Below are 14,487 nucleotides of genomic sequence, written 5' to 3' on the forward strand. Positions count from 1 at the left end.
GTGCCGGCGCAGCGGCGCGCGACCGCCGCCCCGGCGGCGCCGCGCCGCCCCCGCGTCCGGGTTCCCCACCCGAGGATCACGCCCGTCGAGCTGGAGGTCTGCTGACATGGGTGGCCTGCGTTTCCTGCCCTGGGTCCGCGACGGCGTCGCCCGCGTGGTCTCCCACACCGACACCCTCACCGGCGCGCTTCCCCGCCCCCGCGCCGAGGTGACCCTCACCGTCGCCGCGCTCGGCACCGACACCGCGACCGGCGACACCGAGCAGATCACCGGCACCTCGACGGCGCTGCTGCACGGGCCGGGCGACGTCGTCGGCGTCGACCCGCAGGAGATCATCCGCAGCTACCCGGCACCCGGCGCGGAGAACGTCGAGGTGTCCCTGCTGGCCGCGGTCGAGTTCGACAACCCCGACCTGCCGTGGCGGTACACCCCGGCGCGGCCCGACGACAACGGCGCGCTGCGCCCGTGGCTGGTCCTCGTCGTGGTGCCCCTCGGCGAGGACGGCGCGGAGCTGCGCACGCAGCCGGGCCAGGCCCTGGCCCGGCTCGCCACCACGGTGCGGCACCTGCCGGTGCTGGCCGAGTCGTGGGCGTGGGCACACGCCCAGGTGCTGGTCACCGACGACGAGGACCTGTCAAGGGTGATCGCCTCCGCCCCGGAGCGCACCCTGTCGCGGCTGGTGTGCCCGCGCCGGCTCGCCGCCGGCACCGACTACCTGGCCGCCGTGGTGCCCGCCTTCGCCGCCGGGGTCCGCGCCGGGCTCGGCGACACCGTCGACGACACCGGCCCGCTCGCCCCCGCCTGGGGCCCCGACTCGGCCCACCCCGGCCCCGACGATCCGGTGCTGCTGCCCGTCTACCACCACTGGACGTTCCGCACCGGGCCCGACGGGGACTTCGAGTCCCTGGCCCGCCGGCTGCGGGCCCGGGTCCTGCCCGACGACGTCGGCCGGCAGCCGGTCGACATCGCCGCGCCCGGCGGCGGCCTGCCCGCCGGCGACGACGAGGGCGTCGAGGGCCGGTCCGTGCTCGGCTTCGAAGGCGCCCTCGCCGCGCCCGGCATGACCCCGACCGTCTGGGCCGACGACGTCCGCCAGGCCTGGCAGGACGCGCTGACCGACCTGCTGCGCCACGCCGACGACCGGCTGACCCCGCCGCTGTACGGCAACATCCACACCCAGCAGGGGCAGGTCCCCACTGGCGGCGCGGAACCGCGCTGGCTTTCCGGGCTCAACCTGGACCCCCGCTACCGGGCCGCCGCCGCCCTCGGCACCCAGGTGGTGCAACGCCACCAGGAGGACCTGGCCGCGGCCGCGTGGGAACGGGCCGCCGAGCTGCGCGAGGCCAACGAGCAGCTCCGCCGCGGCCAGGCCGCCCGGGACACCGCCACCGCCCTGTTCGCCCGCCGGGTCGACCCGGCCTGCCCCGGCACGCCGGTCGGCGACGACCAACTCGTGGCCATGACCCAGCCGGTGCACGACCTCGTCGACACCGGCTCCGGCGCCCGCCTCGCCGCCGCCGGCGACCCGCTCGACCGGCAGCTCGACGGCAACCCGGGCGCGCGGGCCGCCACCAGCGCGCCGCTGCGCCGGCTGCTGCGCCCCCGCGGGCCCCTCGCCCGCCGAGTCGACGCCGACGGCGGCCCAGCGGCGCTGGCCCGGCTGGCCGGCGGCGCCAGCGCGGTGCCCGCCGCGAAGGTGCCCACCGGCGGCAAGGTGCTGGACACGCTGGTCACCGACGGCCGTGGGCTCGGCTCGCTGACCCGCGCCGTCATCGAGCAGGCCGCCCAGAACCCGTGGTGGCACACCACCAGCACGGCCGGCGTCACGGCGGGCATCCGGGCGCTGGCCGCCGACGACCCGGTCACCACCGTGGCCACCAACGCCGGCGACCTGCTCGGCGCCGACCGGTTCTTCCTCGGCGCCGCCGACGGGCGGCTGTTCGAGCGCCGCCGCGTCGGCGAGCAGTGGGTGTGGCGCGACCACGGCCTCCCGCCGGGCACCGCCGTGGCCACCTCCGGCGCCACCGTGGCACCCCACCGGGTGTTCGTCCGCACCCGCGACAGCCGCCTGTTCGAGCGGCGGTGGGACGGCGACCGGTGGGTGTGGCGCGACTGCGGCGCGCCGCCGCTCGGGGTGCGCAGCCGCCCGACAGTCGGCGGCAACCTGGTCTACCTGCTCGGCGGGGACGGCAACCTGTACCGCTACGACCCGGCGGCCGAGTCGTGGACGTCGCTGGGGGCGCCGGCGATGTGGTCCACCGAGCGGCTCTGGGGCACCCCGCGCCCGATCGGGTCGACGGTGCTGGTCGCCACCAGCCACAACCGGCTTTTCGTCCACGCTGGGCAGTGGAGCCAGGTCGGCAACGACGCCATCCCTCCGGTGTGGGGCTCCCCGGCCAGCCAGCACCCGTCCGCGTACGGCTCCCGCTTCTCCTACCTCACCACGGACGGCTGGCTGATCTCGCAACTCTCCGACGGGTCCCTCTACCGGCACGACGCGGCCCCGGAGGGGCGACGGCTGGTCTCGCTGGGGCAGCAGGCGGCGCAGATCGGCGAGGACGACGGCATGTCGATCATCGCCCTCGGCGCGCCCGACGCCAACCCGGCCGACGTGCGCCTGATGCGCCGCTACCGCTGGTACCACGACGGGCACGAACGGGAGTACTGGGGCTGGGACGTGATCGGGTCCGCGCCGGCCGGCGGTCTCGGCCGGCACCGCCCCGGACCCGTGCTCGGCGAGTTCCGCAGCGGCGAGATCTTCGCCGTGACCGGCGACGGCCGGCTCACCTCGTGGCGCTGGGGCTACGCCCCGACCGGTTGGATCGACCACGGCACCCCCGCCGACCCGCGCGGGGCCGGCCCCGACACCGCGCCCGCCCCGGCGCACCTGCGGTTCGCTCCCCGGGTGGGGCTGCTCGCGTCGCTGCTGTTCACCCACACCGTCCCCGTGGGCACGGGCAGCCGAGCCCGGGTACAGGTCGGGCACAACGTGGGCGACGACGGCGCGGTGCGGGAGACCGCGCTCACCGCCGCCGTGGACGGACCGGCCATCCCCGTGGCCGCCCGCGCCACCGCCACCACGATCGGCCCCCTCCAGCCGAACGGCCGCCCGGCCCTGGTCACCGCCGCCCTGCTGCCCGGCACCGACGGCACCTGCCGGATCAGCTACTGGATCGGCCGGGACGCCACCGCCACCGGCACGGCCGCCGCCGGGTGGACCGGCCCGTACGAGCTGCCCGACCCGGTCAGCGCCCACGCCGCCGGCCTCGACGTCGCCCTCGCCGACCTCGACGGCGACGAGCAGCCCGAACTCGTCGTCGCGTACGGGGTGAGCCGCCCCGGCGGCACCGAGAACCGGGTGTACTACCGCGTCGGGTGGGGCCTGGACGCCACCGGCGCGGTGACCCGCGGGTGGGGCGACTCGCAGCCCACCCCGCAGCAGCTCGACACCATCACCGCGGTCGGCGTCGACGTGGTCGACATGACCGGCGACCAGGTCCCCGACCTGCTGGTCTTCGCCGCCGGCTCGGTCGGCGCCACCCCGGTGGCCCGCTACCTCACCGGGCTCGGGCTCAACCGGCGCGGCCGGGTCGTCAACGATTGGACGACCACGCGCGCGGTGCCCGACGAGGCGGCCGTCGCCGGCGCCGCCGGGGCGGGCATCGCCGTGGCCGACGTGACCGGCACCCGCCGCCCCGACCTCGTCGTCGCCCGCCGCAGCGGCACCACCATCACCTACCGCGCCGCCTTCGACCTCGACCCCGCCGGCGTACCCGTCAGCTGGAGCCCCGCGGTTACCGTCACCGGGGCCGCCGACGCCGGCACCGCCCGCGGCTGCACGGTCGCGATCGCCGACCTGCGGGCCGACCTCGTCGCCGACCGGGCCCGGATGGGCGACGACTTCATGGCCGCCGCCGCGGCCCACCAGGGCCGGCTCGCCCCGGCGCAGTCGCTGGCCCGCAACCACCGGCCCGCGCCGGTCGACCTCGCCACCGCCGCGGCGGCCGTCCGCGACACGGTCCGCCCCGAGACCGCGGTGGCCGGGGAGGTGCTCGCCGGTCTCACCCTCGGCGACGGCGACCTGGTCGACGCCCTGCCCGACAGCGGCGACCCGCTGCGCCGGCTGCTCGCCGGGGTCAGCTTCACCGTCCCCGCGTACGAGCTGCTACGCGGCCTGTCCCAGGAGCACGTCGTGCCGAACCTGCCCGCCGTGGCGCCGGAGACGATGACCGCGCTGGCCGCCAACCCCCGGTTCATCGAGGCATTCCTGGTCGGGCTCAACCACGAGATGAGCCGGGAGATGCTGTGGCGGGAGTTCCCCGCCGACCCGCGGCAGACCTGGTTCCGGCAGTTCTGGGACGTCCGCGGCGCCGTCTCGGCCGGCGCGCCGCTCACCGACATCCCGCCGCTGACCGACGATGCCTGGCGCAACGGGCCGCTGGGCAGCCACCTCACCGCCGTCGGCGCCCCCGGGGAGCAGTCCCTGGTGCTGGTCATCCGCGGTGAGCTGCTGCGCCGCTACCCCTCCACCATCGTCACCATGCGGCAGGCCGCGTGGACCGGCCCCGAGCAGCGGGAACCGGCCGGGCCGGACATCCTGCCCATCTTCCACGCGTGGCTGTCGCCCGACCTACTGCTGTTCGGGTTCCCGTTCACCGCCGACGTCGCCCGCGGCGCCACCCGGCAGGCCGCCGGCCCGGCCGGCTACTTCTTCCTGCTGCGCGAGCAGCCGGCCGCGCCCCGCTTCGGCGTCGACCTCACCGGCGACCCGCTGCCGCCGGACGCGGTCGTCTTCGCCGCCCGGCACGGCCGCAACGCCGCCGACACCGCCCTCGCCGTGCTGCAACGCCCCGTCCTGCTCGCCCGCCACGCCAGCGACCTGCTACCGACGCCGGAGAACCAGTGATGACCACCCTGTCGTACGCCGCGAACCGGCCGCCGCTGGCCACCGTGCTGACGCAGACCCCGTGGACGCAGTCCGCGCTCGTCCCCGCGGTCATGCTGCCGGTGCGGCTGGAGACCCGGTTCGCCGGCGCGACCCTGAAGATCCGCGTCTACCCCGACCAGATCCACGTCGACGACCACGAGCCGGATCTCACCGCCGAGGAGATCGCGGCCGGCCGGGCGTACTGGGGCGAGGGCCGACCCGGCGGCGTCACCGGCACACCCGACGAGGCGTCCTGGAACGACCTGGTCCGCCGCTACGGCGCGCCCCGCGCCGCCTGGATCGCCCGGGTGATGGAACCCGTCGCCGGCGACTTCCCCGAGCCGCAGCCCCGCCCCGGCCCCTGGTGCGAACCGGCCCGGGCCCGGCTGCTGCCCACCCGCTGGTACGCCGTCGGCCGCACCGCCGGCGGCCGGCTGTTCACCGGCACCTCCGGCACCGTCACCCCGGACCTGCCCGTCGGGCCCACCCCCGTGCCGGCCGGCGGCACGGGCACCATCGACCAGGTGCCCGCCGAGGCGCCGCCCGTGGACGCCGGGATGCGCTGGACCGTCGACTTCGCCACCGCCGAGGCCGCCGGCATGGCGCTGACCGTCACCGTCCCCACCGGCGCCGACGGGAAGCCGGAGACCGTGGAACGGCTGCTGGTGTTCGGGCTCGACACCGCCACCGCGCCCGACGCCTCCGCCAAGGCCCTGGGGCGCCTGTTGGAGGCACACGCCGCGACCGACGGGCTGGCGTTCCTCGCCCCCGACACCCCCACCAACAACACCGCCACCGCCGCCCCGGCGGCGGCCCCCACCACCGCCGCGCCGAGCGCCGCCGACACCGCCACCGACGCCGAGGCGCCCGAGGCCGCCGCCGCGCTGGTCGCCGCCGCGCTGGGCGTGTCGCTGACCGCCGAGCCCGACGACGCGCTGACCGCCGCCCGCGGCACGCCGCCCCGGGAGGGCGCGCCGACCGCGCTCGCCCGCGGCGCCGGCGCCGCCGTCGCCGACCGGCCCACCGGCCGGCTGGTGCGCCGGCTGCTCTGGCCGGCCAGCTTCGGCGCCCTGCTGCGGGACCTGCTGCCCGTCGCCACCCCCGCCGAGCAGGCCGCGCTGCGCGAGCACTTCGTCGCCCACGTGCACGCCGACGGGCCGCTGCCCACGCTGCGCGTCGGCCGCCAGCCGTACGGGCTGCTGCCGGTGGCCAGCCTGCGGGACTGGCGCCCGGCCGGCGGCGGCGAGGCCCGGGCCGTCGGGCTGCTCACCAAACTGTGGCAGCAGGTGTGGCTGCCCTCCCCCGTTTCCCGGATCGTCCCCGGCCTCGCCGACCCCGAGCGCACCCTGCTGGACATCCTGGCCACCGACGCGCGGGTGCTGGAGGTACGCGCCCGCAGCATGCTCGGCAACGAGTACGTCAGCTGGCTGTGGCGCTTCGCCCGCCTCGGCCTCGGCCCGGACTGGCGCGAACAGGTGGTCGAACCGGCCCGCGACCTGCTCGCCGCCCTCGGGCTGGGCAGCCCCACCGACCCGCGGCTGTCCCTGGCCGTGTTCGCCAAGGAGGCGTACGCCCTCGGCACGCCCCTGCTCGACGGGCCCGGACAGCCGCGCGCCGACCGGATCCGCGCGTACCTCGACGCGCTCGCCGCCGTCGGCCTGGAAGGCGACGAGGTGCCGGTGAGCCCCGGCGACGGGCCGGTGCCGCTGTTCCACCGGCTGCTGCGTGCCGCCCTGATCGCCGAGCACTCCGCCGCCGCGCACGCGTTCGCCGCCGAGGCGTCCCTGCCCGCCGCGGCGGAGGTTCCGGAGCCGGAACTGGTCGACATCCGCCCGCACGACCGCACCCCGGTGCTGCGCCGCCGCCTCGCCGTGCCCGTGCCCGGCGCCCCCGGCCAGACCGTCGGCAGCTACCTCGCCAGCGCCCAGCTCGGCCCCCGCCACATCCGGGCCACCGCCGACCTGCGCGCCTTCCGCGCCGCCCTGACCGACCTGGGCGACGCGTTCGACGACGGGCTGTCCCCCGCCGACCTGCACCGGCATGTCGCCGGCACCCTCGGCCTGGCCACGCACCGGCTGGACGCCTGGATCACCTCGCTGGCCACCCGCCGGCTGGCCCAGCTCACCGCCGGGCCGCCGACCGGGGTGCACGTCGGCGGGTACGGCTGGCTGGTCGACCTGCGGCCGGCCGGGCCGCCGCGGCTGGTGCCCCGCCCCGCCGACGTGCCCGACACCGTGGCGCCGCCCACGCTGCCCGCCGCCCCCGACGGCGCGGGTCACGTGCACGCCCCCTCGCCGGCGCAGGCCGTCACCACCGCCGTGCTGCGCAGCGCATGGCGCTCCCACCACGGCGGCGACCACCCGATGGCCGTCGACCTGTCCTCCCGCCGGGTCCGCCTCGCCGAGCAACTGCTCGACGGCGTCCGCGCCGGCCAGAGCCTCGGCGCCCTGCTCGGCTACCGCTTCGAGCGCGGCCTGCACGACCACCCCGACGGCCCGCTGGACCAGTTCCTGCCGTTGTTCCGCCGGCTCGCGCCGGTACGCGCCCACCGCGTCGACGCCGACGACGACACCACCACGGTCACCGCGACCGTCGAGACGGCGGCGACCGTCGACGGGCTGGAACTGCACCGGCTGCACCAGGCCAACGCCATCGAGACACAGCTCGACGCGCTGCCCGGCGCGGCCCGCACCGCCGTACGGCAGGTCCTCGCCGACCTCGCCGACGCCACCGACGCCGTGGCCGACACGCTGCTCGCCGAGAGCGTCCACCAGCTCGCCCTGGGCGACATGAACCGAGCCGCGGCCGCCGTCGACGCCGCCTCCGGCGCCGCCACCAACCCACTCCAGCTGCACGTCACCCGCACACCGGCCACCGGCGCGACCCTCACCCACCGGGTGCTGCTGCTGGTCAACGTCGACAACCGGATGGACCCGCTGCGGCAGGACTGGCCCGCCGCCCGCGCCCAGCACCCGCGCATCATCGGCAGCCCCGCCGACGCGCTCACCTCCGTGCTGCTGCCGCCCTCGCCGCGGGTGTTCTGGCGCTACCGCTGGCACGCCCCCGACGGCGTCACCGCCACGCCGTGGCGCGACGCGAGTCTGGACCGGCTGCAGACCCCGGCGATCGACCTGCTCGCCGCCCCGCCGCACCCCGGCCGCCCCGACGACGCCGAGCTGGACCGCCGCATCGCCCTCGTCACCTGGGCGACGCTGTTGCCCGCCGGGGTGCGACCGGACTGGACGCTGGAGCTGGACTACGACCGCGACCCGGCCTGGGCCGCCGACAAGGTCGGCCTGGCCGAGTTCCTGCACGCCGTGAACGTGCTGCGGGACCTGTTCGGCCGCTCCCGGCCGGTCCTCGCCGCCGACCTCGGCCTGGACCCCGACGCGCCCCCGCAGGTCGATCCGGTGGTGAAGGCGCAGACCGACGAGCTGTGGCAGTCGGCGCGGAGCGCCGCCGCCGCGCTGCGGGCCACCCCGGCCGCCGACGCGCCCGGCTGGGACGAGACGGCGGTCCGCCTGCTGCTGGACACCGCCGCCGGGTTCGGCGTCACCGGCGCGGTGCCCCCGCCACCGGCCGCCGGCACCGCCCCTGCGGTCGCCGACGCCGCCCTGGTCGCCGGCCACGAGCTGGACCGCCGGCTGGCCGCCCACTGCCGGGTCGTCGCCGACCTGCACGACCGGGCGCCCTGCCCACCGTCGGCCTGCACCTGCGACCCGGCGACCGACTTCGACCGGCCCTCGGCGCCCCCCGCGCGGCGGCGGGACGCCCAGATCGCCCGCGTCCGGGCGCTGCTCGGCCCCGACATGCCGGTCCTGACCGCCGCCGGCGCGCCCCAGCCGCAGCAACTGGCCACCACGCTGGCCGCCAGCGACGCGCTGCAGGGCGGCTCCCCGCACCCGGTGCGCCGGTGGCTGTCCCGCTACGGCCGGGTCCGCCCCGCCGTCGGCCGGCTCCAGGAGGTGCTGACCACCGCGCAGGCCCTGGACGCCGGCGGCGTGGTGAAGCTGCCCGCCACCGTCCGGGTGGCACAGCTGCCGTACGCCCCCGGCGACCGCTGGGTGGGCGAGGCCCCGCCGCGCGCCAACACCGAACCGGTGTCCCTGGTCGTCGTCGCCCCCGGCGGCATCGACCCGACCAGGCCCGTGCACGGCCTGCTCGTCGACGAGTGGACGGAGGTGGTTCCCGCCGGGCGGGTGCAGACCGGCCTCACCTTCGAGTACGACGCCCCCGGCGCCGCCGCACCGCAGGCGGTGCTGCTCGGCCTCGCGCCCGACGGCGCCGCCACGTGGCAGCCGGCCACCCTCGCCAACGTCCTGGAGGAGGCCCTCGACCTGGCCGTCGCCCGCGCCGTCGACGTCGACTCCCTCGGCGCGGCCGGCCAGTTCCTGCCCGCCCTCTACTTCCCCACCAACGTCGCCGAGAGCACGACCACCACCGACTTCGTCCCCGACGCGACGCTCGCGCCGCAGGGCGGCCAGGAGGGCCAGTGACCACCGTCGAACCAGCCCTGACCGACACGCACACCCCGTCGGTCACCACCTGGACCCGCCTCGAACCGCGTACCCGCCGCGCCGACCTGGCCCCCGCCGTGGAGGCCCGCACCGCCGACCCGCTGTGGCTGCTCGCCCGGCAGTGGCAGCTCGGCGAGTTCACCGGCGAGGACACCGGGTCGCCGGTCAGCGCCCGGGTGCACGCCGAGGCCGCCAGGTTCACCCGCTACCGGCCCGGCACGGCCTCCGGCAGCACGGTCGGCCTGCCCACCGCCACTCCGTTGGAGGCGGTGGTGGAACGGGAGTCCGCCGCCACCGCCGGCGACCTGCGGTTCGCCGTCGAGAGCGGCCAGCAGCTGCTGCGGTCGCTCGCCGCCGCCGGCGCCGGCGAGCTGGCGCCCGGGCTGTGCCGGAAGTATCCGGTCCCCGCCGTCCCGCCCGACGCCGCGTCGGCCGCGGACGCGGAGACCCTCGGCTACCTGCGCATCGCCGCCGGCCGCGTACCGCACGGCGACCTGGCCCTGCGCGCCTGCGCCGAGGGCCGGTTCGTCGCCGAGAACGGGGTGCCGTCCGCCCTGGTCGGCGCGGTCACCGCCGCGATCGCCGAGTGGACGACCTGGCTGGGCGTGCCGCCCCGCCCCGCCGGCCCGCCGGACGGCTACCTGCTGCAACTGCCCGCCGTGCTGGCGCCGGGCGCGTCCCGGCCCGCCGCGCCGCCCTGGCCGCCCGAGGACTTCACGCCCCTGTTCAGCGCCCCCGGCCAGGAGGGGTCCGCGTGGCGGCGCGAGCGGCTGGAGTACGACTTCGCCGTCGGCGCGCACGGCTCCGCCGGCGAACTTGTCCTCACCGCCCACGAGTACGACGGCGACCGGCTGGACTGGTACCACTTCGACCACGAACCCGGGGCGACCCTCGACGCCGCCCCGGCGGTCGAGGACGTCGTCAAGGTGCTGCTGCCCACCCCGGTCGCGTACGCCGGAATGCCCTCGACCCGCTTCTGGGAGCTGGAGGACGCCCGGGTCAACCTGGCCGGCATCGGCGCCGGCGCCGGCGACCTGGCCCGGATGTTCCTGGTCGAGTACGGCCTCGTCTACGGCAACGACCACTTCCTGGTGCCACTGGAGCTGCCCGTCGGGTCCGCCACCCGGATCCGGTCGCTGATCGTCACCGACACCTTCGGCGTCCAGACGCTCGTGCCGGCCGCGCCCGACGACACGGCGCTGTTCCGCCCGTCCGGGGCGACCGCCGGCGGACCGGCCGACGTGCTGGTCCTGCCCGCCACGGCCGCCGCCACCCTCGACTCCGAGCCGGTGGAGGAGGTACGCCTCGGCCGCGACGAGATGGCGAACCTGGCCTGGGCCGTCGAACGGACCGTCACCGGCGCCACCGGCCGGCCGATCGACCGCGGCGCCCAGGTGGGTCGGGCGGCGCCGCCGCCGCGGCCACCGGTCGCCGACACCCAGGCGGTGCCCAGCCTGTCGTACGCCTTCGCCACGACCGTGCCGGACAACTGGGTGCCGCTGATCCCGGGGCCGACGCAGGACCGACCCGACGTGGTCCGGCTGCGCCGGGTCCCGCTGCAACAGCCGTCCCGCGAGGGGCCGCCGGTCGCGGTCACCGGCCACAGCCGCCTGCTCGACTGGCGCTGGCGCGGCGACGACCTGGTCGAGCTGGCCATCCCCGAGGAGGAGGTGCCGCGCGGCGGCACCCGGCTGCTGCGCCAGTGGCAGCTCGCCCGGTGGACCGACGGCTCGGTGCACCTGTGGCTGGGCCGCACCCGCTACACCGGCACGGGCGAGCTGTCCAGCGGCCTGCGCTACGACACCGTCCAACCGCGCTGAACGACCCCGCCCGCGCACCGACCGAACCAGATCAGCGGAGACCACCATGACGATCACCTGGAAGAACGACCTGCCGCTGCCGATGGCCCGGCCCCGGTACTACGACCACCAGTACCTGCGCGCCGGCGACCTGACCCAGGCGCTGGACTACCTCCTGGCCCGGCAGAACCTCGCCGCCCGACTGCTGCAGCCCAGAGGCGTGGTCACCGGCCTCGACCTGACCGCCACCGGCAGCGACGTGACGATCGGCCAGGGCGTGGCGATCGACGGCGCCGGCCGGGTGATCGTGCTGGCGGAGAACACCCGCAAGACCCTGCCCGCCGAGGGCACCAGCTGGCACGTGGTGATCCGCTACCACGAGTACCTCACCGAGCGACGTGACGAGGGCGGGGTCGCTGCGGAGACCCGGTGGACCGAGGAGGGCCGCATCGAGTTCTCCGCCGCCGCCCCCACCGACCCGGCCAGCGCCATCGTGCTCGGCACGGTCACCCGCGCCGGCGGCACGATCACCGTGCAGAGCACCGGGCGGGTGGCGGCCGGCCTCCGGGTCCCGGTCGGGGCCATCGTGCCGGCCGTCGGTGCCGGCGCCCAGTCCGGCATCACCTTCCCCGCCGACCCCGGCGACGAGGCGTACATCCGGTACTGGCCGTACAGCGGCGAGAACACCATCCTGCGCATCGCCAACAACAACGACGCCGACGACATCATCGCCTTCACCCAGCAGAACGCGGACCGGCTGCGCATCGCCGGCGGCATGCTGCACCTGGGCAGCATGGAGGGGGCGGCCGTCTCCCCCGGCCAGGTGGTCACCGGGCTCGGCTTCTGGGGCCCCGGCGTGCAGCACGCGCAGCTGTCGTTCCGGGCCGGCAAGGGCTTCGAGCTGGTCGACCGCAGCAACGACGGGCCGGGGCTCGGCTACGGCGAGGGCAGCAAGCCGTACGCCGACCTGGCGGTCAAGGAGCTGCGGGCGGCGAGCCTGCGCGGGCGCGGCGGGCTGTCGCTGACCGCGGAGGGCGGCTTCGCCGTACGGGCGACCGGCGGGGTCACCGTGGTCAAGGACGCCAACGGCAACGGCGACCTGACGGTGCAGGGTGGCCTGTGGACGGGCGGGAACATCTCCATGCCGGCCTCCGGCTACCTCAACGGCGCCAACCGGCTGCACATCAACGGGCCCGAACGGCTCTACCTGCTCAACAGCGCCGGCGTCTACATCGGCTACGGCGGCGGCACCGGCCCGGAGACCGGCTGTCTGTGGGTGGAGAAGCGCGGCTTCTTCGGCGGCAACGTCCAGATCAACGGCCAGCTCGGCGTCGCGGTCAGCCCGAACACGGTGCCCTCGTGGAGCGGCGGCGGCATCAGCACGTTCGACCTGTTCGCCTCCGGCGCGATCTACCTCGGCACCCAGGCGACCGGCTACACCATCAGCCTGATGGCCGGCAGCGGCGTGATCAAGGGCAAGTCGAAGCAGTTCGCCATCGACCATCCGCTGGACGCCCCGGACGCCACCGAACGCCGCCAGCTCATCCACGCCGCCATCGAGGGGCCGGAAAACGGCGTCTACTACCGGGGAGAGGCGCGGCTCGACGGCGGGACCGCCACCGTCGAACTGCCCGCGTACTTCGAGGCGCTGACCCGGCCGGAGGGCCGGACCGTGCACCTCACGCCGGTCTTCGACGACGACGAACCGGTCTCCGCGCTGGCCGCGAGCCGAGTGAAGGACGGGGCCTTCCGGGTCCGCACCGTCGACGGATCGCCGGCCTCGCACGCCTTCTACTGGGAGGTCAAGGCCGTCCGCGACGACCTGGAGCCGCTCGAGGTGGAGGTGCCAGCGACGCACTGACCTGCCCTCGGGGTCGGGCCACCCGCAAACGGGCCCGGCCCCGCAGCCCATTCGTCAGCCGTTCACGCGCGCGGGCGCGCCCCCGGGCCGCCAGCCGGCCGGCGGGTCCTCACCGACCAGTCCGTCCACCGCCTCGCGGAGAAGGTCGGCGTGGCCGGTGTGCCGGCCGTACTCCTCGACGAGGTCGCAGACGAGCCGGCGCAGGCTGGTGTGGCGGCCGTCGGGCGTGGCGGCGTGGACGAGTTGGTCGAGCCCGCCGTCGGCCAGGGCCGCGTCGAGCCTCGCGCGGGACCGTTCGACGGCGCCGTCCCACAGCGCGTAGAGCTGTTCAGGAGTGTCGGTGGCGGCGGAGGCGAACAACCAGTCGTTGCCGCCGTCCCAGGCCGTGCCCTCCCAGGGCGCGCCGATCGGCTGCCCGCTCAGCCTGGTCGTGAACGTGCTGTCCTCCACCGCGGCGAGGTGCTTGAGCAGGCCGCCGAGGGTCAGCGAGGACGCGCCGAAGCGGGTCCGCAGCGCGGCGGCGTCGAGGCCGTCGGCCTTCCAACGGAAGGTCGTACGCAGCCGGTCGAGCGCACCGACGAGATGCTCGACCTCGGTGCCGGCGAGGGGCGGCTCCCACGGGTACTCGCTGTCGGTCATGGCGCCACCGTAGCCCGCACCCCCGACAACCGCTCGGGCGTGCGGGTGCGCCTGCTGAACCGACGAACTGTCAACGGCAGAGGGACTCGACGAGCGACTCGAAGTCGGGAAACTCGGCCCGTGCCGCCTCGATGACCTCGGGCACGGTCCGGCGCGCCTGCGGCGCGTAGCGCTCGGCGATCGCGGTGCGGCGGGCGTCCGGGCGGGGGCGGTGTTCGTGGCGTGGCCACATGGTCGCCTCCAGCGGGCCGAAACCACCGGCCAGCAGCCACAGGTAGTCCTCCAGGTCGCCGGCGACGACGGACGTCTCACCTTCGGAGCCGAGGAACACCACCGGCTGGCGGTCGACCGGCTCGTCCGGCCGGACCAGCCAGAAGGCGGCCAGTCCACCGGTGCCGTCCCGACCGAAGATCCGCAGGTCCACGCCGTCCATCGAGCTGTTGCCGCTCCACGCGTGCCACCACTCGGCGGTCTCGTCGAGGGTGAGAAAGCCGTCGTACGGCTCGAAGTCGACGCCGTCGCCGCCGGCGTAGTCGAAGCCGCCTTCCTGGGCCTCCCGCAGCGCGGCGGGCAGGGTGAGTTGTTCTCCGGTCACCGGCGCACCCTAGCCTGGGTTATTCACGGTGATCGCCGGGATGTGCTGTTCGTCGGCGTGTAGATGAGCGGAAGTGCCTGCCCTGCAAGGGAAACTTGTGATTGCGACATCTACAGGTTTCTCTTCGAGGGAGGCACTTCCGAGGTGCA

General features: G+C 76.5%; 6 protein-coding genes. 4 read left to right on the top strand and 2 right to left on the bottom strand.

Going from position 1 to position 14,487, the window contains the following annotated elements:
• Window positions 1-106: 106 nt before the first annotated feature.
• From AB0G14_RS33195 to AB0G14_RS33210, 4 genes are read left to right on the top strand one after another with little or no spacing between them, the layout of a single operon-like run.
• Window positions 107-4,906 (top strand): hypothetical protein, encoded by a 4,800-nt coding sequence (locus AB0G14_RS33195; RefSeq protein ID WP_357704338.1) that lies wholly within the window; start codon window positions 107-109, stop codon window positions 4,904-4,906.
• Window positions 4,906-9,423, top strand: a complete 4,518-nt coding sequence (locus AB0G14_RS33200; RefSeq protein ID WP_357704340.1) for a hypothetical protein — start codon at window positions 4,906-4,908, stop codon at window positions 9,421-9,423. Before AB0G14_RS33195 ends, AB0G14_RS33200 begins: the two co-directional genes overlap by 1 nt.
• Complete coding sequence (locus AB0G14_RS33205; RefSeq protein ID WP_357704342.1) at window positions 9,420-11,264, top strand: hypothetical protein; 1,845 nt, start codon at window positions 9,420-9,422, stop codon at window positions 11,262-11,264. The genes AB0G14_RS33200 and AB0G14_RS33205 overlap by 4 nt, the downstream gene beginning before the upstream one ends.
• Before the next feature lie 46 nt (window positions 11,265-11,310).
• Window positions 11,311-13,104 (top strand): hypothetical protein, encoded by a 1,794-nt coding sequence (locus AB0G14_RS33210; RefSeq protein WP_357704344.1) that lies wholly within the window; start codon window positions 11,311-11,313, stop codon window positions 13,102-13,104.
• 54 nt (window positions 13,105-13,158) lie between these two features.
• Here the strand turns inward: AB0G14_RS33210 and AB0G14_RS33215 are convergent, their stop codons facing one another.
• Window positions 13,159-13,743 carry a DUF664 domain-containing protein gene (locus AB0G14_RS33215; protein WP_357704346.1) on the bottom strand — a complete coding sequence of 195 codons (585 nt, stop codon included), beginning with the start codon at window positions 13,741-13,743 and terminating at the stop codon, window positions 13,159-13,161.
• A gap of 70 nt (window positions 13,744-13,813) precedes the next feature.
• Window positions 13,814-14,338 (bottom strand): SMI1/KNR4 family protein, encoded by a 525-nt coding sequence (locus AB0G14_RS33220; protein WP_357704348.1) that lies wholly within the window; start codon window positions 14,336-14,338, stop codon window positions 13,814-13,816.
• Window positions 14,339-14,487 lie beyond the last annotated feature (149 nt).

Source organism: Micromonospora sp. NPDC023814, from assembly GCF_040639595.1.
Lineage (GTDB): Bacteria > Actinomycetota > Actinomycetes > Mycobacteriales > Micromonosporaceae > Micromonospora.

Bases quoted from the DNA above. Each gene is read 5' to 3' on its own strand.
- AB0G14_RS33195 (WP_357704338.1), top strand. From the start codon at position 107: ATGGGTGGCCTGCGTTTCCTGCCCTGGGTCCGCGACGGCGTCGCCCGC.
- AB0G14_RS33215 (WP_357704346.1), bottom strand. From the start codon at position 13,743: ATGACCGACAGCGAGTACCCGTGGGAGCCGCCCCTCGCCGGCACCGAG.
- AB0G14_RS33210 (WP_357704344.1), top strand. From the start codon at position 11,311: ATGACGATCACCTGGAAGAACGACCTGCCGCTGCCGATGGCCCGGCCC.
- AB0G14_RS33200 (WP_357704340.1), top strand. From the start codon at position 4,906: ATGACCACCCTGTCGTACGCCGCGAACCGGCCGCCGCTGGCCACCGTG.